General features: G+C 69.7%; 24 protein-coding genes and 1 pseudogene. 13 read left to right on the top strand and 12 right to left on the bottom strand.

What is annotated here, in order from left to right; genetic code table 11:
- Positions 1–199: 199 nt before the first annotated feature.
- Positions 200–670: a hypothetical protein gene (locus tag H074_RS40030; protein ID WP_235096934.1), complete on the top strand. Its 471-nt coding sequence runs from the start codon at positions 200–202 to the stop codon at positions 668–670.
- Here the strand turns inward: H074_RS40030 and H074_RS41775 are convergent.
- On the bottom strand, positions 583–828 hold the full coding sequence (locus H074_RS41775; RefSeq protein WP_235096941.1) for a helix-turn-helix domain-containing protein: 246 nt from the start codon (positions 826–828) through the stop codon (positions 583–585). The two genes, H074_RS40030 and H074_RS41775, sit on opposite strands and share 88 nt — an antisense overlap.
- Before the next feature lie 484 nt (positions 829–1,312).
- A pseudogene (locus H074_RS42495) lies at positions 1,313–1,807 on the bottom strand (PucR-like N-terminal domain-containing protein); the annotation flags it as partial.
- Positions 1,808–1,959: 152 nt separating this feature from the next.
- On the opposite strand from H074_RS42495, the gene H074_RS32895 reads away from it, so the two are divergent.
- The gene (locus tag H074_RS32895) at positions 1,960–2,790 is read left to right on the top strand and encodes an SGNH/GDSL hydrolase family protein (protein WP_039923912.1); all 831 of its coding nucleotides are present in this window, start codon (positions 1,960–1,962) and stop codon (positions 2,788–2,790) included.
- A gap of 58 nt (positions 2,791–2,848) precedes the next feature.
- Here the strand turns inward: H074_RS32895 and H074_RS32890 are convergent, their stop codons facing one another.
- On the bottom strand, positions 2,849–4,030 hold the full coding sequence (locus H074_RS32890; protein WP_338022566.1) for a S8 family peptidase: 1,182 nt from the start codon (positions 4,028–4,030) through the stop codon (positions 2,849–2,851).
- A gap of 268 nt (positions 4,031–4,298) precedes the next feature.
- Between H074_RS32890 and H074_RS32885 the strand changes: the two genes are divergently transcribed.
- On the top strand, positions 4,299–5,102 hold the full coding sequence (locus H074_RS32885) for a pentapeptide repeat-containing protein (RefSeq protein ID WP_007034410.1): 804 nt from the start codon (positions 4,299–4,301) through the stop codon (positions 5,100–5,102).
- An 80-nt stretch (positions 5,103–5,182) separates the two neighbouring features.
- Positions 5,183–6,136, top strand: coding sequence for a helix-turn-helix transcriptional regulator (locus H074_RS32880; protein ID WP_007034409.1), 954 nt, complete (start codon positions 5,183–5,185; stop codon positions 6,134–6,136).
- Here the strand turns inward: H074_RS32880 and H074_RS32875 are convergent.
- The gene (locus H074_RS32875; RefSeq protein ID WP_007034408.1) at positions 6,115–7,053 is read right to left on the bottom strand and encodes an AraC family transcriptional regulator; all 939 of its coding nucleotides are present in this window, start codon (positions 7,051–7,053) and stop codon (positions 6,115–6,117) included. The genes H074_RS32880 and H074_RS32875 overlap by 22 nt on opposite strands.
- An 81-nt stretch (positions 7,054–7,134) precedes the next feature.
- On the opposite strand from H074_RS32875, the gene H074_RS32870 reads away from it, so the two are divergent.
- Both H074_RS32870 and H074_RS32865 read left to right on the top strand, forming a co-directional pair.
- On the top strand, positions 7,135–7,962 hold the full coding sequence (locus H074_RS32870; RefSeq protein ID WP_007034407.1) for a Rossmann-fold NAD(P)-binding domain-containing protein: 828 nt from the start codon (positions 7,135–7,137) through the stop codon (positions 7,960–7,962).
- Between the two features lie 32 nt (positions 7,963–7,994).
- Complete coding sequence (locus H074_RS32865; protein WP_007034406.1) at positions 7,995–8,486, top strand: anthrone oxygenase family protein; 492 nt, start codon at positions 7,995–7,997, stop codon at positions 8,484–8,486.
- Between the two features lie 80 nt (positions 8,487–8,566).
- On the opposite strand, the gene H074_RS32860 is transcribed toward H074_RS32865, so the two are convergent.
- From H074_RS32860 to H074_RS32850, 3 genes are all read right to left on the bottom strand, one after another.
- Entirely contained in the window at positions 8,567–9,115 is a 549-nt protein-coding gene (locus H074_RS32860) for a C40 family peptidase (protein WP_007034405.1), read from the bottom strand.
- Between the two features lie 355 nt (positions 9,116–9,470).
- Complete coding sequence (locus tag H074_RS32855) at positions 9,471–10,703, bottom strand: RNA polymerase sigma factor (protein WP_007034404.1); 1,233 nt, start codon at positions 10,701–10,703, stop codon at positions 9,471–9,473.
- Positions 10,700–11,833 carry a glycosyltransferase gene (locus H074_RS32850; RefSeq protein ID WP_007034403.1) on the bottom strand — a complete coding sequence of 378 codons (1,134 nt, stop codon included), beginning with the start codon at positions 11,831–11,833 and terminating at the stop codon, positions 10,700–10,702. The genes H074_RS32855 and H074_RS32850 overlap by 4 nt, the downstream gene beginning before the upstream one ends.
- Before the next feature lie 83 nt (positions 11,834–11,916).
- Here H074_RS32850 and H074_RS32845 point away from each other — a divergent pair, with 83 nt between their 5' ends.
- From H074_RS32845 to H074_RS32825, 5 genes are read left to right on the top strand one after another with little or no spacing between them, the layout of a single operon-like run.
- The gene (locus tag H074_RS32845; protein WP_007034402.1) at positions 11,917–12,954 is read left to right on the top strand and encodes a hypothetical protein; all 1,038 of its coding nucleotides are present in this window, start codon (positions 11,917–11,919) and stop codon (positions 12,952–12,954) included.
- A gap of 36 nt (positions 12,955–12,990) precedes the next feature.
- The gene (locus H074_RS32840; protein WP_007034401.1) at positions 12,991–13,278 is read left to right on the top strand and encodes a hypothetical protein; all 288 of its coding nucleotides are present in this window, start codon (positions 12,991–12,993) and stop codon (positions 13,276–13,278) included.
- On the top strand, positions 13,275–14,675 hold the full coding sequence (locus tag H074_RS32835) for a WXG100 family type VII secretion target (protein ID WP_007034400.1): 1,401 nt from the start codon (positions 13,275–13,277) through the stop codon (positions 14,673–14,675). Before H074_RS32840 ends, H074_RS32835 begins: the two co-directional genes overlap by 4 nt.
- Entirely contained in the window at positions 14,659–15,213 is a 555-nt protein-coding gene (locus H074_RS32830; RefSeq protein ID WP_039923911.1) for a hypothetical protein, read from the top strand. The genes H074_RS32835 and H074_RS32830 overlap by 17 nt, the downstream gene beginning before the upstream one ends.
- A gap of 23 nt (positions 15,214–15,236) precedes the next feature.
- The gene (locus tag H074_RS32825; RefSeq protein WP_007034398.1) at positions 15,237–15,479 is read left to right on the top strand and encodes a hypothetical protein; all 243 of its coding nucleotides are present in this window, start codon (positions 15,237–15,239) and stop codon (positions 15,477–15,479) included.
- Here the strand turns inward: H074_RS32825 and H074_RS32820 are convergent.
- A complete protein-coding gene (locus H074_RS32820) occupies positions 15,474–16,268 on the bottom strand; it encodes a TetR/AcrR family transcriptional regulator (RefSeq protein ID WP_007034397.1) in 795 nt (264 codons plus the stop codon). The two genes, H074_RS32825 and H074_RS32820, sit on opposite strands and share 6 nt — an antisense overlap.
- 68 nt (positions 16,269–16,336) lie before the next feature.
- On the opposite strand from H074_RS32820, the gene H074_RS32815 reads away from it, so the two are divergent.
- On the top strand, positions 16,337–19,054 hold the full coding sequence (locus H074_RS32815; protein ID WP_007034396.1) for a DEAD/DEAH box helicase: 2,718 nt from the start codon (positions 16,337–16,339) through the stop codon (positions 19,052–19,054).
- Positions 19,051–20,211, top strand: coding sequence for an SWIM zinc finger family protein (locus tag H074_RS32810; protein ID WP_007034395.1), 1,161 nt, complete (start codon positions 19,051–19,053; stop codon positions 20,209–20,211). Before H074_RS32815 ends, H074_RS32810 begins: the two co-directional genes overlap by 4 nt.
- On the opposite strand, the gene H074_RS32805 is transcribed toward H074_RS32810, so the two are convergent.
- The 4 genes from H074_RS32805 to H074_RS32790 all read right to left on the bottom strand — a co-directional run bounded on the left by H074_RS32805 (position 20,148) and on the right by H074_RS32790 (position 23,888).
- Positions 20,148–20,795 carry a DUF4865 family protein gene (locus tag H074_RS32805; RefSeq protein ID WP_007034394.1) on the bottom strand — a complete coding sequence of 216 codons (648 nt, stop codon included), beginning with the start codon at positions 20,793–20,795 and terminating at the stop codon, positions 20,148–20,150. The two genes, H074_RS32810 and H074_RS32805, sit on opposite strands and share 64 nt — an antisense overlap.
- Positions 20,796–20,885: 90 nt before the next feature.
- Positions 20,886–21,317 carry a hypothetical protein gene (locus tag H074_RS32800; RefSeq protein ID WP_051072061.1) on the bottom strand — a complete coding sequence of 144 codons (432 nt, stop codon included), beginning with the start codon at positions 21,315–21,317 and terminating at the stop codon, positions 20,886–20,888.
- Between the two features lie 362 nt (positions 21,318–21,679).
- Complete coding sequence (locus tag H074_RS32795) at positions 21,680–23,299, bottom strand: acyl-CoA dehydrogenase family protein (protein WP_007034392.1); 1,620 nt, start codon at positions 23,297–23,299, stop codon at positions 21,680–21,682.
- Positions 23,283–23,888: a TetR/AcrR family transcriptional regulator gene (locus H074_RS32790; protein ID WP_007034391.1), complete on the bottom strand. Its 606-nt coding sequence runs from the start codon at positions 23,886–23,888 to the stop codon at positions 23,283–23,285. The genes H074_RS32795 and H074_RS32790 overlap by 17 nt, the downstream gene beginning before the upstream one ends.
- Positions 23,889–23,891 lie beyond the last annotated feature (3 nt).

Here is a 23,891-nt window from a genome sequence, read left to right as displayed (position 1 = left end):
AGGGTGTGGGTCGTGCGCGTTCAGACGCCTGCGGGTGAACACCGGTTCCCCCGCATCACCCACCCCTGCCCCGGGTCAGGACAGCATGTCGCCGTCCACCCGGACGACCGTCCGACGGCGTTGGTGCGGATCCCTTCCGGGCCGTAGGTGACGGCGGCCGAGGCGGTGAGGCTGTTGACGCCTGAGGTTCACCGCGTAGATGTGGTCGAAATCGGCTTCGGTCACCTGGTCCATCGGGCCGGGCGGCACGTTCGTCGCGCCGTTGTTGAACGCGACGCCACCCTCCGCGCGGATCTCCTCGGCCACGGCCTTCAGCTGGGACTCGGTGTGGGCGGCGAGCACGACACGGGTGGAGGACTTCGCGGCCCTGCTGCGGCGTGGCGTCACCTCGTGCGCCGCGCGTTCCTCGGGCCACAGCCGGAGAGTAGACGGCTGTACGGGGTGTCCGACGTCGACGGAGTTCTCCGCGAGCGCGGTCCGGAATCTCCGCGCCACCGCCGGCCGTTATCCCGACGATCCCGAGGTCACCGGGCTGATCCGTGAACTCCTCGACGGCAGCGACCGCGACCAGCAGGTCGTGATCTACATCGCCGAACCCGGCACCCCGTCGGAGAACGCGTTGCGGTTGCTATCGGTCGTCGGGACGCAGCGGATGGACGCCCCGCTTTGAGCGTTTGTAGGTTCCCTCGATACCAGCGGATCGATCCTCAGGGCGATCGCCAGTGCGAAGCGGCCCGCCGGATCGTCGATCGTGCCGCCGAAGAGCGTTCGCAACTGCCGGATCCGGTACCGGACGGTCTGGACATGGACGTGCAGTTCGACGCCGATCGCCTGTGGCTGGTCGGGCCGCGCGAGCCAGGCCGCGAGGGTTGCGGTGAGCCGCTGCCTCGCCGGTTCCGGCAGACCCGCCAGGGGCGCGAGGACGTCCTTCGAGAACTCGGCGGCGAGTTCGGCATCGGCGGTCAGCAGCAGATCGATGCGGTGATCGGTGGTGTGGACGAGGGCGTTTCCGCCGAGCGCTGAGCGCGGCCGAACGCAGCGGCACCACCGGGCCCACTCCCGCCTGCTCTCCGCCGAGCAGGTCCCGCAACCGGCTGAGGTACCACTCGAGCCGGTCGGCGGGCATGACCACGGCGGTCAAGTCGTGGTGACGGCCGATCAGCACCCGTCCCGGCATCCTGTCCAGCAACCGCGGTGCGACATCGGCGCTGGTGACGGCGATGACGAGACGACCGGGCAGTATCCACGCGGCTTGGTTCGCGGCGTCGTCGAGCACGTCCCGCGCGGCGGCCGGTTCGGCGAGCAGCAGACCGAGGAGCCGGTCCCGCCGCGCTTGCCCGGCCCGCGCCGCCTGTGACCGCGCTTCGGCATATCCGTCGGCGGCCGCGGCCGAGAGTTCGGCGATGAAGGCGAAGAGCGCCTCGCCGAGTTCGACGATCGCCTGGGTCGGCAGGTCCACCGCCGGTGCCGCCGAGGTGAGCTGCCGCCAGACCCCCAGTGCCGCCGACTGGTAGAAGCCGAGCATCTCTTCGAGACTTCGGCCGGCGGTGTGCTGGGCCCGGCCCTGCGCCCGGTAGACCTCCCGGTCGGTGGTGCTGTCGGGATGACCGATCTCGGTGAAGAAAGCGTCCAGTGCGACGTCGAGAGTGACTTGGAGGTTGGCGGCCGTCCGGTCGTCCAGCGGGATCCGGAGTCCGGCGCGGACCTGGTCCATCGCGGCGGACGCGATCGCGGCGGTGTCCGGCTCCAGCCGGGTCAATACCGAGGCGTCCAGCCTGCGCCAGGGTTGAGCCGACGCCTTCGTCATAGAGGCAACCTACAAAACTCCGATCAAGAACGCGCGCCTCCGTTCTAGTGGTTCGCCGCTGTCCGGCGGACGCTGACCGCAGCATTCGACGACGCATGCAGGAGGCGGCAGTGACACGTACTCGCTGGGGAAGACTCGCCCGGATCGCCGCGGTGGCGGGCACCGCATTGACCCTCGTCGGAATCGGGACACCGGCTCTCGCCGCGGCGGAGCGTCAGGTGTACGTCGCGATGGGTGACTCGTTCTCGGCGGGCTCGGTGGTCCTGCCACAGTCCGATCTGTTCACCTGCGCCCGGTCGGCGATCAACTACGCCGGCCTGCTGGCGAAGGAGACCGACGTCGACGAACTGCGCGACGTCACCTGCGGCGGCGCGACCACGTCCCATTTCACCAACCCGCAGAAGGGCATCATCTCCGGCACCAACCCGCCGCAGTACGACGCGCTCTCGGCCGACACGACGCTGGTGACCGTCGGCATCGGCGGCAACGACATCGGACTGGTCGGACTCGCGACGTCGTGCGTGAACCTGCTCCCGGTGGGCGCGTCGTGCAAGGCGGCCAACACCGCGGGCGGAGTGGACAAGTACGCCACCAAGATCGACGCCTTCGCCGCGACCTACGGCACGGTCATCGAGCAGATCCGCCAGCGCGCCCCGCGGGCCGAGATCGTCATGGTGGGCTACCCGACCGGGATCAAATCCGGCGGCTGCTGGCCGCTCGTCCCGGTCCTGCCGCAGGACGCCGACTACATCCAGGCCAACATCGACCGGCTGAACGCGCGGATGGCCGAGCAGTCCGCCGCGCACGGTGCGAAGTACGTCGACATCCGGACGCCGAGCATCGGTCACGACGCCTGTCAGCCGATCGGCGTCAAGTGGATCGAAGGACTCATCCCGTCGGTGGTGAACAACAGCTTCGCCCCGCTGCACCCGAACGCCGCCGGACTCGCGGCCGTGGTGCCGAGCATCCGCAAGGTGCTGTAGCGAAACACCTCGTGAGTGGTAAGGACGGTTAGAACCGTCCTTACCACTCACGAGCTTTTTAGGCGGTCGGCGCCCAGTACAGGAGCCGGTTCGGGGAACCGGAGCCCGGGTTGGTCACCTTGCCGGGGGTGGCCGCGTTGATCAGCGCGGTGGCCACCTGCGCGGGCGTGGCGGTCTTGTTGTTCTGCAGGTAACGAGCTGCGACGCCGACCACGTGCGGGGTCGCCATCGAGGTGCCGCTGATGGTGTTCGTCGCGGTGTCGCTGGTGTTCCACGACGACGTGATGCTCGTACCCGGCGCGAAGATGTCGACCAGGTCCCCGTAGTTGGAGAAGCTGGACCGCGCGTCGGTGTTGGTGGTCGAGCCGACGGTGATCGCCTGGGTCACGCGGGCGGGGGAGAAGCCGGAGGCGTTCGCGTTGGAATTACCGGCGGCCACGCCGTAGGTGACGCCCGCGGCGATCGAGCGGCGGACGGCGTCGTCCAGCGTGGTGGAGGCCCCGCCGCCGAGGCTCATGTTCGCCGCGGCCGGCTTGACGTGGTTCTTGGTGACCCAGTCGATGCCCGCGATGACACCGGCGGTGGTGCCACTGCCGGAGTTGTTGAGCACGCGGACGCCGTAGATCGTGGCGCCCTTGGCGATGCCGTACTGCGAACCGGCGATGGTGCCGGCGACGTGGGTGCCGTGGCCGTTGCCGTCCTGGGCGACGGCGTCGTTGTCGACGAAGTCGTAGCCGTTGCGGGCCCGGCCGCCGAAGGTCTGGTGGCTGATCCGCACGCCGGTGTCGATGACGTAGACGTTCACGCCCGCGCCGGTGCTGGTGTAGCTGTAGCTCTTGTCGAGCGGGAGGTTGCGCTGGTCGACGCGGTCGAGACCCCAGGACGGCGGGTTGGTCTGGGTCGCGTCCGCGTGGACGGCCTGGTTCTGCTCGACCGACGCCACCGAGGGGTCGGCGGCGAGCCGCTTGGCCTGCCTCTCCGACAACGTCGCGGAGAAGCCCTTGAGCGAACTGCTGTAGACCTGCTCCACCTTCGCGCCGAAGCGGCTCGCCAGCGTGCTCACGACGCCGGTGTCCTTCAGCGTGACGATGTAGCTGTTCGGGATCGCCTGGGCGGATCCCGCGGCGAGGATCTGTCCTTCGGCGGCTTGCGCGGGAGTGGCGGTCACGCTGATCGCCACTGCGACCGCGCTCGCCATTCCGGCACGGGACAGCCAACGCGCTTGTCTCGTCTCTCGCATGTGTTCGTCCTGTCGTTCGCAGGGGACCGGCCGGTCAAGACCACAGCGGCGGAAGCGGTCCAGCTCGACCGCATGGGACGGCACCTGCCGAATCCCACGAAGATCGAGGTTATTGAGCGTTTGACATGTCCGATATCGACTGAACGGGGCAGGACCCGACCTTCGTCTGGCGGCCATTGGCGGCGGGTGCCCTGCACGGAAAGTGCACCTCGGCTCCTCCGTACCCTGTGGCTGGAACACCTGTCGAGCATCGGGAGTCCGAACCACCGTGCCAGCCCTTTCCAGCCTGCGAGCCGACTGTGAGAACTGCTTCGGCCTGTGCTGTGTCGTCCCGGCCTTCGCTGCGTCGGCCGATTTCGCGATCACCAAACCGGCGGGCCAGGCGTGCCCGAACCTGCGCGAGGATTCCCGGTGCGGCATCCACGACAAGCTCCGCAAGAAGGGCTTCACCGGCTGCACTGTCTACGACTGCTTCGGCGCGGGTCAGAAGGTCTCCCAGATCACCTTTAACGGCGAGGACTGGCGGAAGGCACCGAAGACGGCGAAGTCGATGTTCGCGGTCTTCCCGGTCATGCGGGACCTGCAGGAGCTGCTCTACTACCTCACCGAGGCTGCTTCGCTGCCGACGTCCGCGACGATCCGCGACGACCTGGCGGAGATGATCGACCGGACCGAGCGGATGACGCTGGACACGCCCGGCGTGCTGAGGAAGTCGGACGTCCACACGCATCGGGCCGCGGTGAACGGACTGCTGCTGCGGGCGAGCGAACTCGCCCGCGCCGCCGTGCCGGGCAAGAAGAAGGACCGGCGCGGCGCCGACCTCATCGGCGCGAAACTCAAGGGGGCGAACCTGCGCGGCGCGCTTCTGCGCGGGGCCTACCTGATCGGCGCGGACCTGCGGGGAGCCGATCTGCGGCAGGCCGACGTCACCGGGGCGGACCTGCGCGACGCCGACATCCGCGGCGCGGATTTCCGTGACGTGCTCTTCCTTGTCCAGTCGCAACTGGACGCGGCGAAGGGCGACGCGACGACGAAGCTGCCCGATTCGCTTTCCCCTCCCTCCCACTGGTAGCCGCAATTCGGCACCTGGTTGCGGGTACGAAGGAGTCAAAGTGCGCATCGGGTGAGCGGTTTGCCTGCGAGACTGGGCGCATGCGTGCCGATCGCCTGGTGGCCACCCTCCTGCTGATGCAGGCTCGGGGCCGCGTCACGGCCGCCGAACTGGCGGACGAACTCGAGATCTCGGTCGCCACCGCTCGGCGTGATCTCGAGGCGTTGTCCGCCGCGGGCGTGCCGGTGTACCCGCAGCCCGGCCGGGGTGGCGGATGGTCGCTGGTCGGTGGCGCGCGGACCGACCTCAGTGGACTGTCGGCGTCGGAGGCTCAGGCGCTGTTCCTGCTCGCGGGTCCGGCCGCGTCCATCTCGTCCGAGGTCAAATCCGCGCTGCGGAAGCTGGTCCGGGCTCTGCCGGACACTTTCCGCGCGGACGCCCAGGCCGCCGCGGACGCGGTCGTCATCGACCCGTCGAGCTGGGGTGAGCGCGAGAAGGAACGGCCCGAACTGCTCACCGTGCTGCAGGCTGGGATCGTCCGCCGTCGCAAAGTCCGCCTCGGCTACGCGAAGAAGGGCGCGGAACCGGTCGAGCGGGTCGTGGATCCGTGGGGGCTCGTGGACAAGGACGACATCTGGTACCTCATCGCGGGTACCGAGAAGGGCCAGCGCACCTTCCGTGTCGACCGCATGTCCGACGCCGAGGTCACCGACCTGCTCGCGGGGCGGCCGGGCGACTTCGAGTTGTCGCGGGCGTGGGAGCAGGTGGTCGACCGGGTCGAGCAACGGCGTTCGGGGCTGGACGCGACCGTGCTCATCGCCGAGCGGCATCTGCCGATCCTCCAGGACCACTTCGGACGGCAGGCGAGCGTCGAGGAGACGCTCGACGACGGGCGTGTGCGGGTGACGGTGTCGGCGCCGGTGGCGTGGATGATCGCCCAGCAGCTCGCGGGCTGGGGCTCGATGATCGAGGTGCTGGGTCCGCCGTCGGTCCAGGAGGAACTCGCGCGGATCGGCGCCGAACTGGTCGAGCGTTACGCGACGCCGGCGCGGTAACCCTGTGGGCTGACGCCGTGTTCGCGTTTGAACGCGGTGCTGAGCGCGAACGAACTGCCGTAACCGACCTGTCGCGCGACCGCGCCGATCGTGACATCGGGATGCTGGCGCAGGAGATCCGCGGCCAGCGCGATACGCCAGCTCGCGAGGTAGGCCATCGGCGGTTCGCCCACCGCGGCGGTGAACCGCCGGGCGAACGCGGCCCGGGACACTCCGGTGCCGGCCGCGAGGCTCGCCACGGTCCACGCCTCGGATGGCTTGTGCTGCAACAGTTTCAACGCGCGCCCGACGACCGGGTCGCTGTGCGCGCGGTACCAGGCGGGTGCCGCGGCGCCGGGCCTGTCGAACCAGGTGCGCAGGGCGGTGACCAGGAGCAGATCGAGCACCCGGTCCAGGACGGCTTCCTGCCCTGGCGTGTCTTTGACGATCTCCCCGGCGAGCAACGGCACGAGCGGGTTCTCCCACTCCTCGTCCCGTACGACCAGCAGAGACGGCAGCGCGTTGAGGAGCCGTTTGCTGATCTCGCCCTCCAGCGGATACGTGCCGGTGAGCAGGACGACAGGGCCGTCCGGGTCGCTGCCCCAGGTGCGGACGCCGAGATCGGACAACTCGGTGAGGTGCTGCCCGTCCGGGGTCAGGCATTCCTGTCCGGGCAGGATCACCGCCTGCGGTGGCGTGGCCGGGTCGTCCGCGACGAGATACGGGTCAGGACCGCGCGCGATGGCGATGTCGCCGGTGCCGAGATGGACCGCTTCCCCGTGGTCGGGCACGACCCAGGACTCGCCGCGAACCTGCGCCATCACCGTCAGTGGCGCCTCGTCCTCGATCCGCAGCGACCACGGCGGGGTCATGACCGACTTCAGCAGGAACGCGCCGCGGGCACGGGGTCCGTCGAGCAGACCGGCGAGGGGATCCATGCCGAGAAGTGTAGACGATGAAACATGGAAATGAGCTTTTGAACTATGTTCCGTCTCATTTGGAGACGCTTGACTAGGGGTATGACAGAGACGAAGAACAACGAGACGGTCCTGGTCCTCGGCGCTACCGGCAAGACGGGGAGCCGGGTGGCGCGGCGCCTGACCGAGCGGGGTGTCGAGGTCCGTACGGCGTCGCGTCCCGGGTTCGACTGGAACGACCGGTCGACCTGGACGGCGGCGGTCACCGGGGTCGGCGCGGCCTACGTGACTTATTATCCCGACCTCGCCTTCCCCGGTGCCGCCGAAGCGATCCGGGACTTCTCGAAGCTGGCCGTGGAGCACGGCGTCCGGCGGCTGGTCCTGCTGTCCGGGCGCGGCGAGGAGGAGGCCGTGGTGAGTGAACAGGGTGTGCGGGACTCCGGTGCCGAGTGGACGGTCGTGCGGGCCAGCTGGTTCGCGCAGAACTTCAGCGAGCACTTCCTGCTGGAACCGGTGCTCACCGGCGAGATCGTGCTGCCCGCGGGCCAGGTGACCGAGCCGTTCATCGACGTCGAGGACATCGTCGACGTCGTGGTGACGGCGCTGACCACCGACGGGCACAACGGCGAGGTGTACGAGCTGACCGGTCCCCGCTTGTTGAGTTTCGCGGACGCGGCGGCGGAAATCGGCAAGGCTTCGGGGCGAGAGGTCCAGTATGTTCCGGTTTCCGCCGCGGAGTTCGCCGCGGGAGCGGCCGAACAGGGCGTGCCGGAAGAAGAGATCGCGGGCCTGACCGACCTGTTCGCCCGAGTCCTCGACGGCCGGAACGAGTTCCTCACCGGTGACGTCGAGAAGGTGCTGGGCAGGCCCGCGAGGGACTTCTCCGACTATGCCGCGAAGGCCGCGGCCTCTGGGGTCTGGAATCGATGAGACGAGCGGGAATCGGAAGGGAGGCGACAGGAATGGCGACGCTGAGCGAGATCGTCCTGATCGCGGCCGTCATCGCGGCGGGATTGATCGCGGGCTTGTTCTACGCCTACACGTGCTCGGTCATGCCGGGGCTGGGGCGGGCCGACGCCCGGACGTACGTGACGGGGATGCGGGAGATCAACATCGCGATTCTCAACGGCTGGTTCGCGCTCGGCTTCGGCGGCGCGCCGTTGCTGGCCGCGGTGGCGGCGGCGCTGCACTTCCGGTCGGAACCGCGGTCCGCGCTGCCGTGGATCGTCGCGGGGTTCGTCCTGCTGCTGGTGATGCTGATCGTGACGATGGCGATCAACGTGCCGCTGAACAACGCCCTCGAAGCGGGTTTCGACGGCGACAACACCGACTTCGAGGCGCTGCGGGCGAAGTTCGAGGGTGCTTGGGAACGGTGGAATCTCGTCCGGACCTTGGCCGCGATCGGCGGCTTCGGCGCTCTGGTGGGCGGGCTGATCGCACACGTCCGAGCCTGAAGCACCTCGGCGCGCGCCCGGTTCTTCACTCCAGGCGGGCCGCCCTGACGAAACCGGGTGAGTATGGCGATTCGTGCGCCTTATCCCACAGCAAGGCCGGTTCGCGCTTGTGGGCGCGCCGGCCGGTCCTCGCCGAGGAGCCTCCACAGCGCCATCGGGGTCGCGTGTCCGAACCACCGCCCGTCGGCGAACAGTTGCACACCCGCGTCCAGATAGATCCGGTCCACCAATTGTGAGCAGACCATTCGCCCGGCCGGTGTCTCAGGGCGCCGTGAACCCGGAAAAATCAAGTGAAGACGTCGCGCCGCGAGCCCGGCGTAGTATCGGAAGGAATAAGGCGTCCCGACATAACGTGTTGCGACGTCGCAAATAGCGGCTCTTTGCTCGTCGCTCAGTCCGGCGGGCGAGACGTACACGCCCGGGAAAGGTTCGTACTTTGCCAAGGGCTGAATTCGGGCCCCTTTCAGGCACTGCTCGAGTATCAATCCGTCGCGCAAGACGCAGAAGGCGTGCCCGAAGTCGCCGAAGCCGTCGCCGATCAACCAGTGCCCGACCCGGATCAGCCAGCCGATCGCACCGGGTACCGGCCGGAGGCCTATGTCACCAGGTCGCGGAATATCACAAATCATCCCAACTCCCGATTCTGGATCCGGACGAAACCGAGTTCGACTCCCCGCATGGCCGGAACGACTCCCATCACGGACGCGGAGCGGCATCGAAAAAATTATGACGCGCACCACAGCCCTTCTGAGTTCGCGGCGGCATGATTGCCCGTATGACGCGGCTTTGTGCACTTAAGTAACCGGAGGTCACCGGCGTGTTCGCTGACTCCGGTGAGCGGGTTCGTGAGGGAAAGTCCGGCGGAATCGGCCCGGGGCAGCCCGCGTGACCGAGATGAGATGTGCGTGGCCCCGTCCGGGCCGGGTGGTGGCACGGTGAACCGGGCCCTTTCGGGACATGGACGCCCGACAGGCACCCCGGACGTCAGGAGATTTCGGCGAGTTTTCCCGACAGGTAGGCGCGCTCGGCGTCGGTGCCGGCGAGCGCGAGCGCCTCGCCGTAGGCGTCGGCGGCCTTCTCGAACCGGTCGAGACGCCGGAGCAGATCCGCGCGGGTCGCGGGAAGCAGGTGGTAGCCGGAAAGCCGGCCGCCCGTGGTGAGCGAGTCGACCAGTGCGAGCCCGGCCTCGGGGCCGTCGGCCATGGCGACGGCGACCGCGCGGTTCAACTCGACGACCGGCGAGGGCACGAAACGCAACAGTTCCCCATAGAGGGCGGCGATCTGCGCCCAGTCTGTGTCGGACGCGTGGACGGCCGTCGCGTGACAGGCGGCGATGGCGGCCTGGATCTGGTACGGGCCAGGGACAGCGCGGCGGAGCGCGGTCTCCAGCACTTCGGTGCCCTCGGCGATTTCGGCGGTGTTCCAGCTTCCGCGGTCCTGATCCTCGAGTGAGACGAGCGTGCCGTCGCCGTCGACCCGCGTGGCCCGGCGGGCGTCGTGCAGAAGCAACAAGGCCAGCAACCCGAGGACTTCCGGCTCGCCGGGCATCAGGCTCGCGAGGATCCGGGCGAGCCGGATGGCTTCCGCGGACAGATCGGGCCGGAGCAGATCGGTGCCCGCGCTCGCCGAATAACCTTCGTTGAACAGCAGGTACAGCATCCCCAGCACCGCGGCCGTGCGTTCGGGAAGCAGATCCGCGGGCGGCACCTGGTACGGGATGCCCGCGGTGCGGATCTTCCGTTTCACTCGGACCAGGCGCTGCGACATCGTCGCCTCGGAGACCAGGAAGGCACGGGCGATCTCGGCCGTGGTCAGCCCGGCCAAGGTCCGCAGCGCGAGCGCGACCTGGCCTTCGAGCGGCAGCGCTGGGTGACAGCAGGTGAAGATCAGCCTGAGCCTGTCGTCGTGGACACCGCTTTCGTCCCAGTCCGGCTCGGTGGGCACGTTCAGCTCGGCGGCCTCGCGGAGTTTCTCCGCGCCGACGGTCTCTCGCCGGATCCGGTCGGTGGCGCGGTTGCGTGCCGTCGTGGTCAGCCAGGCGCCGGGTTTCGCCGGGACACCGTCGCGGGGCCAGGTGCGCAACGCGAGCGCGAACGCCTCCTGGACGCAGTCCTCGGCCAGGTCCCAGTCACCGGTGACCCGGATCAGGGTGGCGATCACCTGCCCCGACTCCTCGCGGAACGCCTGGGTGATCGCGGCGTCGAGTTCAGTGGTCACCGGAGCAGCCCTTCCAGGAGCGGGACGATTTTCTCCGGCGGCGGGTACGCGATGACCTCGTCCCGCAACCGCCCTGCGGCCTCCCGGTAGGACGTTTCCCGCAGCACCGCGGACACGGCGTCACGGATGTCCTGCGGTGTCGCGTCGGCGACGTCGAGGACCGTGCCGAGTCCGAGTTCGGTGACACGGTCGCCGTTGTGGGGCTGGTCGGCGCCCATCGGGAGCAGCACCATCGGCAGTCCGTGCGCGATCGCGCCGAGCAGGCTGCCCGAACCGCCGTGCGTGAGGACGGCGTCGCAATACGGGAGGACGTCGTCCTGCGGCAGGTATCTCGTGAGGTGGATGTGCCCGGGTTGCGGGCCGAACTCGGCGGGGTCGATGAGGTTCCCGACGGTCACCACACAGGCCGCGTCCACGTCTCGCAGGCCGGCCAGCGCCCGGGCGAACAGGTCGCCGGATTCGGTGTTGAAGATCGTGCCGAGGGTGAAGTAGACGGTGGGGCGTCCTTCCGCATGCCAGTCCGGTGCCGGACCGCGCCCGGGAAGGGGACTGTGGAAGGGCCGTGCGGTCGGCGGCAGCGGGAAACGGGGATCGCGCAAGCTCGACGGGAACGGGGAGAGCACGAGGTGGCGGTACGCCATCTCCAGGTTCCGTTGCGGCGGAAGACCGTGGTCGGCGCGGACCTCGTTGAGCGCGTCGTCGACCAGTTCGGGGCGGATGAGGACGCCCGCCGCGATCACCAGGACGGTGGCGTGGGGGAGACCGAGCCGTTCGGCGGCGATCATCGCGCCGTGATCGGCTTCGTCGCACACGAGCAGATCCGGTTCCCAGTCCTCGCACAGCGCTATGACGTCCTTGGCGCGCCGGGGCGCGGTACGGCGGACGAAACCGTCACGGAGGTCGGCGTCCTCGCGGTCCCTGTCGACGGGGAGCAACGGGCGGCGAGCGCCGTCACCGCCGAGATTCGGGCCGGACGGGAACGCGGCGAACCCAGCCGCCTCGACGATCGGGACCATCAGCGGCTCGCCGGTGAACGCGATCGTGTGCCCCGCGTCGGCGAGCGCGCGGGCGATCGGGAGCAGTGGCCGGAAGTGGCCGTTGCCGCCGGCGAAGGTGAACAGGACACGCACGTGAGCGACCCTATCGGCGGGACCGACAGTTTTCCCGGCGTTGCCTCGCATCCTGCCCCGCGGGGCAGCGCTACCCTGCTGCGGTGATCGATACGGACGCCGACGAGGTCCGGCTGTGCGCGCTGGAAGGCTGCGAGAATCCCTTGCCCCCGCCCGCGGTGGACGCCGAGGGGAAACGCAAGGGCGGTCGGCCTTCGGCCTACTGCAGCAAAACCCACGCCGACGCCGCGTCGCGTGCCCGGCGGGCGGCCGCGGTGGCGAGCGTGGCCGATCCGCTGCTGGAGGTCCGCCGGATCGCGGACGAGTTCACCCCGACCGCCGCGTCGCTGGTGGAACTGCTGGACGCGATGCGCTCGCGGTTCGACGACGCCGCCGAGGCGGCGCTGGGCCGGGTCACCGAGGCCGAAACAGACGCGGCCGCGGCCCGGCGTGAGGCCGAGGACGCGCAGCAGGCGGCGGCGAAGGCCGACACCGCGCGCGCGACCGCGCTGGCCGCGTCCCGCGACGACAAGATGGCCAAGGCCAAGGCGGAACGCGCGGCCGAACAGGCTTTGAAGGACGCGGAAGAGACCCGCCAGCGTTCGTGGACCGAGGTCGCGGCCCACGAACGTGCCCGCGGCGCCGCCGAAGCCGCGACCGTGGCGGCCGAACGCGCCCGCGACGCGCTGGTCTCCGACCTGCGGACGCTACGTGAGGATTTCGCGGCCGTCCGGGAGGAGAAGACCCGGCTGACAGCGGAGCTGGGCGAGCGGGACACGGCGCTCGCGCGGGCGGTGGCCGAACTCGAAGCCCTGCTCGACCGGCTCGACGAAGCGAAGGCCCGCACGACGGTGTCCGAAAAGGACTGCGCGGCCGCGCGGGAGGAATCCGCCATCCTGCGTGGGGATCTGGACCGCGTCCGGGCCGAATTGGCGCAAGAGCACACGGCCCGCAGCCTCGCCGAGGCCCGGGTGACGGCGCTGAGTGAGGAACTGGAGCGCGCACAGGCCCGTGCCGCCGCCGATCAGGCGCGGTACGACGACGTGGTCCGGCAGCTGGCCGAACTCGCCCGCCCCCCGGTCGCCGAAGAAGCGCCCACCTCCTCGCGCGAATCGGCTGTGGAGGCTTCCGAGCTGACGTAGAGTGCCGCTGACCTATCCAGGTTGGGGGCACAGGCTGTGAGCGGATACGAGGTCGAGATCGGTCAGCTGCGGAACGCGGCCAAGGCGGCGGGCTCCGCCGCGGACCAGGCCAGAGGCGTGGAACCGGGCACCGGCTTGGGCGCGATAGCGGCGGCGTTGCCAGGTGGAGAGGCCGCGAAGAGCGCGCCCACGCTGGCGTCGACGTTCACCGAGCGGGCGAAAGGGTGGGCCGACGAGATCGACCGCTGGAGCGAATCGATCACGACGGCCGCCAAGACGTACTCCGAAAACGAGAACTCCGCGAAGGAGGCTTTCGGAGGATGACGGTCGGCTACGACGACGTCCGCAAATGGGACGCCGAGGCACTCGACGCGACGGCCACCGACCTGGGTGGCCGTCGGGACAAACTCAGCGGGCTGCAGGACGAACTCGACGACGCCAGGAAACTGCCCGATTGGCACGGCCCCGCCGGCGAACGCGCACGCGGTTCACTGGGCGACACGCGGAACAAGGCCGAGATCCTGATCGCGGAACTGTCCGCCGTCGAACGTGCCCTGCAGAACGCGTCGGACGACGTGTCCGCGCTGAAGACCAGGGTCGCCAACAACGACTCCCTCGCCGACACCTACCAGTTCCGCGTCGCGGCCGACGGCGCGATCGTGGACAACAGGCCCGCCGACCCGCCGCCGAAGTCGCGGTTCGAGGCCGAAGAACGCGCCGAGGCCCGGCGGCACCGCGAGACCATCAGGAAGCAGCTGGAACAGGAAACCAAGGCGATCCTCACCACGGCGAACACCATCGACGCCGCCCTCGCCCGCGTGATGCGGCTCGCGCAGGACGCCCAGATCAGCGACCACGGGGCGACCGACCTGGCAGGCGCCAGGAAGAGCGGGGAGATCGAGGCCGGAGTGATCGAGATGGAGCAGTCGCTCCGCGACGCCGGGCTGCTGACCGGGCCGCCCGCGACCGGCCACTACCGGCAGTGGCTCGAGAACGCCGTACGCCGGGGCGTGTCGATCGACACCATCAAGAAGATCGCCGACGACCACGACATCACGCCGGAGGACTTCAAGGTCCTCGACGGCATGGAAGAGATCCGTGAGGACGAGGACGGCGACGGGACTTTCAAGTCGTACTTCCTGATGCCGACCGACATCAGCGGGGACGACGCCGCCAAGGCGGTGCGGATGACCTACATCCTGAACGCGGGCACCGACTACGGCACCGAAGGCGAGAAGACCGACTTCGCACCGACCCCGTACGGATCCGAGGAACTGCGGCGGATCACCGACCGGCAACGCGAGAACTCGTGGAGCTACGACGACGACGTGGGCTTCGTCCACGGCAACGGCGGTCGGCTGGTGACCACCCCGAACGGCATGATGATGGGCCTGGGCGGGAACCTCATCCAGGACCAGTTCAGCCAACGCGGCGGAACCACCTGGGGCGACACGTTCATGCTGAACATCGACGACCCGAAGGATCCGGCGCAGCAACTTCGCGAGGTGGCGAAGTCGGGGCACGCCTGGTACGAGGACGACAACGGCGCGTCCCAGGGTTCGCTCGACATGGACCGGTTGCTGCACCACGAGGAGCGCCACTCCCAGCAATGGGGGCGCGAAGGATATGCCGGCTTCCTCGCCTCCTACGCGTGGGAGCAGATCACCGGCGGCAACGAAACCGAGGAAGACGCGGGACTCTCCGATGGCGGATATCACTAGGCGGCCGCGCGTCGCTTGCGCCGCGTTGCTCGTGGTGGCGGTGACCGCGGCGTGCGACACCAAAGCGCAGTTCGCGCCGTCGCTGCCGCCGGAGGCCGGGTTCCGCGTCGACGACGGCGTCCTGAAACTGTGGACGGGCACCCCCTGCGAGGGCGTCACCGGCCTGAGGTTGACGTTCGACTCCGGCACCAAGGAGAGCACGGAGCAGGTGTGGACCGCGCCGCGGCCAGGGGTGCGGGTCGAGCACCTGGACCTGCTGAAAACGGCCGGGGAGACCTCGCCGGACACCGGTGGCCTCCAGGTCCGGACACCGCTGCCCGCGGATTACGACTGGACCAAGGCGGGCTCGATCACCTTCACCGTCGACGGCCCGAAAGCGTACGGTGCCAAGGCCGACGTCGCCCAGGTGCTGCGTGAGTCGGCCGGGCGTCCGGCCGGGAGCTACCTGTTCGGCAGGAGCGGCTGGATGGACGCGTCGGACGTCCAGCGTGAGAACCGGAAGTCGTTCCTGACCGTCTGCACGCCCGACCCGGAGTGACGTTTCGACCAGCGGAGCCGCAGATGGACACGCAGGACGACACGAGCGCCTCGCGGACGGTGGTGCGGCGCATCGTGCTCGGCGTGTTCGCCTGCGTCGTCGCGGTGATCGTACTGCTCGTCGGCAGCGCGGTGCTCAGCGCGACCGGACTGTCGTCCGACCCGCACGGCTACGGGATGTTCGCGGGAATCCTGTTCACGGCGGTCCTGACCCCGGTCGCGCTGGCGCTGTGGCTGCTCTACCGCTCACTGCGACGACGCTCATGAGGGGAGTTCGGTCCCTGAGGTGCCAGAGCCGCCGGTGACCAGCTGCTCGACTCCGTCCAGGATCCGCGCCAGCCCGAACCGGAAGGTGTGCAGTGGCGCGCTCGCCGCGCCGTGGGTCTCCCCGGCGGCCTGCCCGATCCGCGCCGCCAGCGGGAACAGTCCGGCGTCGGCTTCGGGGATCTCGGCGAGTACGGGCGCGCTGGCCGTCCACCACTCCATGTCCGTCAGGCCGGAGCGCCGCACGAGGCTCGCCGATTCGACCGAACCGCGCGCGATGCCCTGGACGAATCCGTTGACCATCGCCACCACGGCGTCCATCTCCAGGTCGGTGAGCCCGATCGCGTCGACGGCTTTCAACTCGCGTTCGTGTTTCGCGAAGGTGTGCGGGCCGAGGGGGAGACGGCCGGTGGTGAGCTGGAGCATCCAGGGATGCCGGTGGTACATCTCCCAGGCGTCCTCGGCGAGGATCGTGATCGTGACCCGCCAGTCGTGACTCTCTGGGGGATCGGTCAGTTCACCGTGGACCCGGTCCATCATCAGGTCGAGCAGTTCGGCGCGGCTGTGGATGTAGGTGTAGATCGTCATGGGGGAGACGCCGAGCTTTTCCGCGCCCCGGCGCACCGACAGCGAAGTGATGCCCTCGGTGTCGGCAATCTCGATCGCGGCGGTGACTATCTCGTCGACGGTGAGCTTGGGCTTGGGGCCGCGACGGGGTTTCTCGCGCACGCCCCAGAGCAGCTCGATGGTCCGCCGTGGATCGCCCGTCCCGGTGTGGTCCGCGTCCGTCATCACGTTCTCTCTACGGTGTACAGAGTTGTGTTATTCTGAACTGTACACCGTACAGAGATTGGGGCTGAGTGGCGTCTCACGACGGTTTCGGGAGTGTCGTTTTCGAACCGAAGAATCCCCCTCGGACCAGCGGATTCGTCTTCTGGAACGCCGAGGGGAACACGCCGGGGACCGGGGAGGTGACAGTCGCCCTCCCCGAGATCACCACGGTGCCGTGCGTACGACTCCCGATGGCTGAGGCACTCCCCGCGCTGCTGCGGCTTCGTGAGAGCGACGATCCCTCCGCGCGCTTCTGGAGCACGGCGGCCGCCGCGGCGTTGAAGCTGGCCGAAGCGGGCAGGCTGCTGCCCGGACTCACGGAGTCCGATGTGGACGCCTGGCGCGCGGGTCCGCTGGAACCCGCCGACGCCGCTTGGCTGCGTGAGCTGTCCGAAGCGATGCCGGCGCGGGCCCGGGCGATCCCAGGCGAGGGAAACCTGCTCCCCGCGCGGTATCCGCTGCTGCGTGCGTTCCTCGACGCCGTGGCCGACACCCTTCCCCGCACGCCCGCGGCCTCCCAGGCAGCGGGCGTCAAGGCCTTCGCCGCCGCGCCGTCACACCGTGTTCCGCAACTTCGGGACTGGGCGGCCGAGGTCGCGGCCGGGCTGGACTCCGGGGTCCGGGTCTCGGTGCGGATCGAGGCACCCGGCGACGACTTCACGATCGGCCGGTTCAGCGGGGTCGTCCAGGTGCACAGCCTCGCCGATCCCGGCGTCCTGATCGACGCGGCCGCGCTCTGGGCGGGCGACGACCGGTTCGGCCCGCGGGCCCGGATCGACGTGATGCTGGCCCTGCGCCGCGCCGCTCAGCTGTGGCCACCGCTGGAACCACTGCTCGGCGCCGCTGTTCCCGATGAGGTCGGGCTGGGAGACACCGACATCACCGAATTGCTCACCACGGCCGCGCCGCTGCTGGCCACGGCGGGCATCGACGTGCATTGGCCCGACGATCTCGTTCGCGACCTGAGCGCGAAGGCGATCGTCGGCGGCGGTGCCGCGCCGCCCGCCGATCTCCCGTCGTTCTTCGCCGGTGGCACCCTGCTGCAGTTCGACTGGCAGCTGGCTCTCGGCGGCGCACCGCTCACCGCGGCCGAAATGGACGCGCTGGCCGAGGCACACCGTCCCGTCGTGCGGTTGCGTGATCAGTGGGTGCTCGTCGACCCGGCGCTGGCGGCGAAGGTGCGGGATCGCGCACTGAAGCCGCTCACACCGATCGACGCGCTCGGCGCCGCCTTGACCGGGACGGCCGAGGTCGACGGCGAACGCGTCGACGTCCTCACCGACGGCTGGCTCGCCGCGTTACGGGAACGGCTGCTCGCCCCGCCCGAACCGCAGGCACCGCCACCAGGCCTGGCCGCGACCCTGCGCGACTACCAGATGCGCGGCCTGCAGTGGCTCACCGCCATGACGTCGATCGGGCTCGGCGGCTGTCTCGCCGACGACATGGGGCTCGGCAAGACGATCACGCTGATCTCGCTCCACCTGCATCGCGCGAACGGCCCGACGCTGGTCGTCTGCCCGGCCTCCCTGCTGGGGAACTGGGAACGCGAGATCACCCGGTTCGCCCCCGGCGTCCCGGTGCGGCGGTTCCACGGCACCGAACGCTCACTCGAAGAACTCGGCGACGGCTTCGTGCTCACGACCTACGGCACACTGCGCGTCGACCCGGAACCGCTGGGAGCTGTCCACTGGGGACTGCTGGTCGCCGACGAGGCCCAGCACGTCAAGAACCACCGCTCCGGCACGGCGAAGGCGTTGCGGACACTGACGTCGTCGGCGCGGGTGGCGCTGACGGGCACACCGGTGGAGAACAACCTCACCGAGCTGTGGGCGATCCTCGACTGGACGACACCGGGTCTGCTCGGCAGCATGGCCGATTTCCGCCGGGTATGGGCGAAACCGGTCGAGTCCGGAAAGGACCCGGACGCCGCGGAACGCCTGTCCCGGCTGGTCCGCCCGTTCCTGTTGCGCCGCCGCAAATCCGATCCGGGGATCGCGCCGGAGCTGCCCGCCAAGACGGAGACCGACCGTCCGGTGACGCTCACCGCCGAGCAGGCGGCCCTGTACGAGGCGACGGTCCGCGAGCTGATGGCCGAGATCGCCGGGAGCGAGGGCATCGCGCGCCGCGGCCGGATCGTCAAGCTGCTCACCGGGCTCAAGCAGATCTGCAACCACCCCGCGCAGTACCTCAAGGAGCCGTCGGAGGCGGTGCTGGACGGACGATCGGGCAAGCTCGAACTGCTCGACGAACTCCTGGGCACGATCCTCGCCGAGGACGGCGCGGTGCTGGTGTTCACGCAATACGTCGCCATGGCGCGGTTGCTGGAACGTCATCTCGCACAGCGTGGGATCGGCACACAGCTGCTGCACGGCGGCACGCCGGTGCCCAAACGCGAGGATCTCGTGCGCCGGTTCCAGGCCGGTGAGGTGCCGGTGTTCCTGTTGTCGCTCAAGGCCGCGGGGACCGGGCTCAACCTGACCCGCGCCGATCACGTCGTGCACTACGACCGCTGGTGGAACCCTGCGGTGGAGGACCAGGCGACCGACCGCGCGTACCGGATCGGGCAGACCAGGCCGGTGCAGGTGCACCGGCTCATCGCCGAGGGCACGGTCGAGGACCGGATCGCGGCGATGCTGCGGGAGAAACGCGCGCTGGCCGACGCGGTGCTCGCCGGCGGCGAGGCCGCCCTGACCGAATTGACCGACGAGGAGCTGGCCGATCTGGTCGAGTTGAGGAGCCGCCGATGAGCACTCCCGAAGACCGCGTCCGGGGTTTCCCCGCTTTCGGCGCCCAAGGTGGACGCGGCCAGTTCGCCTGCTCGTGGTGGGGCCGCGCGTGGATCAGCGCGATGGAGGACACCGCGCTGGATCTGCGGCAGCTCAAACAGGGCCGCAAGTACGCCGCGGCGGGCCGGGTCGGTCCGATCACGGTCAGCCCGGGGCGGATCGCCGCCGTGGTGGACGATCAAGAGGGCCAGTACCGCACCGAGGTCCGTCTCGCGGAACTGACCGGTGACGAGTGGGACCGGTTCCTCGACCGGGTCGCCTCGCGTGCAGGACATCTCGCCGCGCTGCTGGACCGGGACATGCCCCACGACCTCGTCGAGGCGGCCGACGACGCCGGAGTGCATCTGCTGCCCGGAATCGGTGACCTCGACCCGGACTGCGACTGCCCCGGCTGGGAGCTGCCGTGCCGCCATGCCGCGGCGCTGTCGTTCCAGGCCTCGTGGCTGCTCGACGCGGATCCGTTCGTGCTGCTGCTGATGCGCGGCAAGGGGGAACGGGAGCTGCTCGACGAGTTGCAGCGGCGCAACGCTCCTCGGTTCGTGCGCACCGGGGACGACGACATCGCGCCCGAGCGGGCGTACGCCGACGAGCCGGGTCCGTTGCCGGATCTCGCCGGGTTCACGCCCGCCGTAGGCCCGACCGTGCCCGGGGCGCCCGGCATCCCGGCCGAGACCTTCGCTCTGCTGGTCGCCAACGCGGGGCAGATGGCCGGTGCGCTGCTGGCGTCGCAGCCGAAGCTCACCCGCAAACAGGACGCCGTCCGCCTGGCCGCCACTCGTCCTGAGACAGCCGAGAGACTGCGTCCGGCCGAGAGCGGCGAGGACTTCGACCGCGCGGTGCTCGCCTGGCGGCACGGTGGCCGCGCCGGTCTCGAGGTCCTCGAGACCACGTGGACCCCGCCGTCGCAGGCGATGGGCCGGGCACGGGCCGCCTTCGCCGAGGTCGTGGACGATCCCGGGGAAGGCCTGGACATCGAACGCAACCACTGCACCGTCCACGGAACCGGTGTGCAGGTGCGGCTGGGCAAGGACGGGCTCTGGTACCCGTACCGGGATCAGTGGCCCGCCGGTCCGCCCGAAGCCGATCCAGGCGCGCTGTTCGCCGCGTTGCTCGGCTGATCCCACTGCCGTCCTCGCCGCAGCTGATCCAGCTGCGGCGAGGACAGGTGGAGGATCCGATACCGGACCTCGTCCGACTCCGGCGCCTCGCCCGCCCACAGGCTGTAACGGACGACCTGCCAGGTCCGAGGATCGACGGCCAGCGCGCCGGAATGCGCTCCGTCCTGCCGCAGATGCTCGTGAAGCCCGTCGAGAGCGTCGCCGAGGAAGGCGGCCGGGTCGGTCTCGCCGGGGATCCGCATGACGTGCTTTCCGGCCGCGATCGGGGAAGAGCCGAACGCGGGTCCTTCCTCGAAGCCGAGCACGGTCCAGTGCTGCACGGCGGGACGCCCGAAGGATTCGACGATGCCACTGAACGGGCCGCCGAACAGGAAGGCGTTCATCCCGGTCTCGTCGTGCCACAGGTAGAAGGGCGAGTACTGGTTCAGCGTCGAACCGTCGACGCCGCGCTCACGGATCCCGTAGACCTTCAGCCCCAGGCCGCCGAAGTCGTCGAGCAGATGCCCGCGAGTGGCCACGCGTTCACGGATGATGCCCATGTCGTAGTCGGCGGGGAGGGTGATCTCGTACTGCATCGCATGCATAACGTACATACTAGTAGGTACAGAGCTCACCTTCGACCAGCCCGACCGGGGACCGCGGGCGAAATTCATCGCCGGCCTGAACTGATCCCGTTATTTCTTGCTGAGCCGAACGATCCCTTCGTCATCCCGTACCGCGACGACGACGATCACCTGCCGGTTGATCTGGTGGACCATCCCGGCCGGACCGGACACCGCCCCGCCCATCCCGCCGGAAGCCGGGGCGAGACCCACCTTCCCGGCCTGGACCGCGACCGCGAGCGGACCGGCGCCGCCGTCGTTGGGGATCTGGTCGCCGGTCCGGACCAGCACCTCGCACTCCCCATCGGCACAGGCTCTCAGGTCCCGTCCGTCCGCCGCGACGAACGGCATGCCGGACGGGGCCGCCGCCTCCATCATCGGCGCACGCTCCGCGGAAGGCCTCGAACTCGCGGCGGCGAAGATCGGTGTCGGGGTGGCCGTCGCGCAGCCGGCGGCGAACAGCGCCAGGGGAATCAGGACCAGGCATCTTCGGCGATCGACCATGACCGAGGAACGTAGCCGACGCGCGAGCCCTTGCATGCACCCGAATTCCGCAATCCTGCGGCTGTTCGCAGTGCTCTGCGGCGGTCCTGCCGGAGGAATCGACCGGTCCGCCGCAGCACGTGGTCATACGGGCACTGAGAGTCCGGCTCGCCGGAAGCGACGATATCGGTCACCCAGGCGCCGCTCGCCGGGTTCATGACCCAGGCAAAGGCGTGACTCGCGTGATCAGACACCGAACTCACGTGATTGGACGGCGCACTCGGGTGTTCGCCATCTGATCACGCGAGATCCGTCTCTGATCACGCGAGTGCGCCGCCTGATCACGCGAGATCGTCCAACTCGCCCGCGCAGGATGCCTTCGCTCAGACCTCCGCGCGCGCGATGATCGCCCGCGCGTCCACTCCGGACGGAAGCGTCCCGAACGCGACACCCCAGTCGCCACCCAGCCGCGACGCGCAGAACGCGTCGGCCACCGCCGGTGTCCCGTGCCGCACCAGCAACGAACCCTGCAGCACCAGTGCCATCGACTCGACCAGCCGCCGCGCCCGGTACTCGATGTCCGAGAGATCCGACAACTCCTTGCGGAGCCTGCCCACCGCGTCGTCCAGCCGCACGTCGGCACCGGACGCCTGCTCGACCTCCGCGAAATACGCCGCCACCGACTCCGGCTGCTTCGCCATCGCCCGCAACGCGTCCAACGCCGCGACGTTGCCCGAACCCTCCCAGATCGACATCAGCGGAGCCTCACGGTAGAGCCGCGGCATCCCCGATTCCTCGACGTACCCGTTCCCGCCCAGGCATTCCAGCGCCTCCACCGCGTGCGACGGACCACGCTTGCACACCCAGTACTTCGTCACCGCCAGCCCCAGCCGTCGGAACGCCTGCTCCTGCTCGTCATCCGGCCGGTCGGTGGCCGACGCCAGCCGCATCCCGACCGTCGTCGCCGCCTCGGACTCCACGACGAGGTCCGCCAGCACGTTGCCCATCAGCGGCTGGTCCACCAGGTTCGCCCCGAACGCGCGCCGATGCCGTGCGTGGTGCACGGCCCGCACGGCGCCGTACCGCATCCCCGACGCGCTCCCGACCGCGCAGTCCAGCCGGGTGTTGTTCACCATCTCGATGATGGTGCGCACCCCGCGGCCTTCCTCGCCGATCAGCCAGCCGATCGCGTCGTCGTACTCGATCTCCGACGACGCGTTGGACCGGTTGCCCAGCTTGTCCTTCAGCCGCTGCAACCGGATCCCGTTGCGTGAGCCGTCCGGCAGGACCCGGGGGAGCAGGAAGCACGACAGCCCACCCGGCGCCTGAGCCAGTGTCAGGAACATGTCCGACATCGGCGCCGAGGTGAACCACTTGTGCCCGACGATCACATAGCTGCCGTCACCCAGCGGACGCGCCGTGGTCGTGTTCGCCCGGACGTCGGAACCGCCCTGCTTCTCCGTCATCGACATCCCGGCGATGAGCCCGCGCTTCGAACTCGGCTCACGCAGCCCGAAGTCGTACTCCGTCGCCGCCAGCAACGGCTCGTACCGCGCGGAGAGCTCGGGATTGAACCGCAACGCCGGAACCGCCGCGTACGTCATCGAAATCGGGCACGTGTGCCCCGCGTCGACCTGGCCCCAGACGTACATCTTCGCCGCCCGCGCCGCGTGCGCGCCCGGCCGGGGATCCCGCCACGGTGCCGCGTGCAGCCCGTAGGACACCGCGACATCCATCAGCTCGTGCCAGTACGGATGGAACTCGACCTCGTCGATCCGGTTCCCGACCCGGTCATGCGTCCGCAGCACCGGCTCGTTCTCGTTGACCAGCCTGCCCCACTCCTGGGCCTGCTCACTCCCGGCCAGCCTGCCGAGGGCGTGCACCTCGGCCACCGCCCAGCCCGCGCCCGCCCGCTCCAGCCCTTCCAATAAGGCCGGATCGGCGGCGACGTCGTACTCCGCCAGCGGCGGGACCTGATTGGTGACCTCATGAGTGACCGGCATCGGAACCTCCCAAGGAACGCAGGACGAAAGTGCGCAGCCCGGACACCTCGTCCGCGCTGCCGGTGGTCAACGGGCCGATCAGCACCTCGGCCGCCGCCCCGACGAGCGCCGCCGCGGTGACGTCCGCGTCCTGGGCGGGCAGCACCCCGGACCGGACGCCGTCCGCCACGTGCTGGGCCACGACGTCACGGAAAGCACGCCGGAACACCAGCCGCTCGGCCTCGATCGGCGCGTCGACAGGCTCGGCCAGCAGCGCGTATGCCATCCGCGGGGTCTTCAACGCCCGGCTCGCGAAAGTGTCGAAGACCGCCACGACCCGCTCGGCAGGCGTGCCGGGCCGCTCCGACACCTCGCGCACAGCCTCGACCTCACGCGTGACTACCTTGCGGAACAACTCCACGACCAGCGCGGCCTTGGTGGGGAAGTGGCGGTACACGCTCCCGACCGCCACCCCGGCCCGCTCCGCGACCGCCGACACCGAGCAGCCCGCGTACCCGCGCTCGGCCAACTGCTCCATGGCGGCGGCGAGGAGGGCGTCGCGCTGGGCGTCCAGGCGCTCCTGGACTTTCGGTGTACGGCGATACGGCACTCA

Origin of the sequence: Amycolatopsis decaplanina DSM 44594 (genome assembly GCF_000342005.1) — a bacterium.
Classification (GTDB): domain Bacteria; phylum Actinomycetota; class Actinomycetes; order Mycobacteriales; family Pseudonocardiaceae; genus Amycolatopsis; species Amycolatopsis decaplanina.
This window is presented reverse-complemented; position numbering and strand designations above follow the sequence as displayed.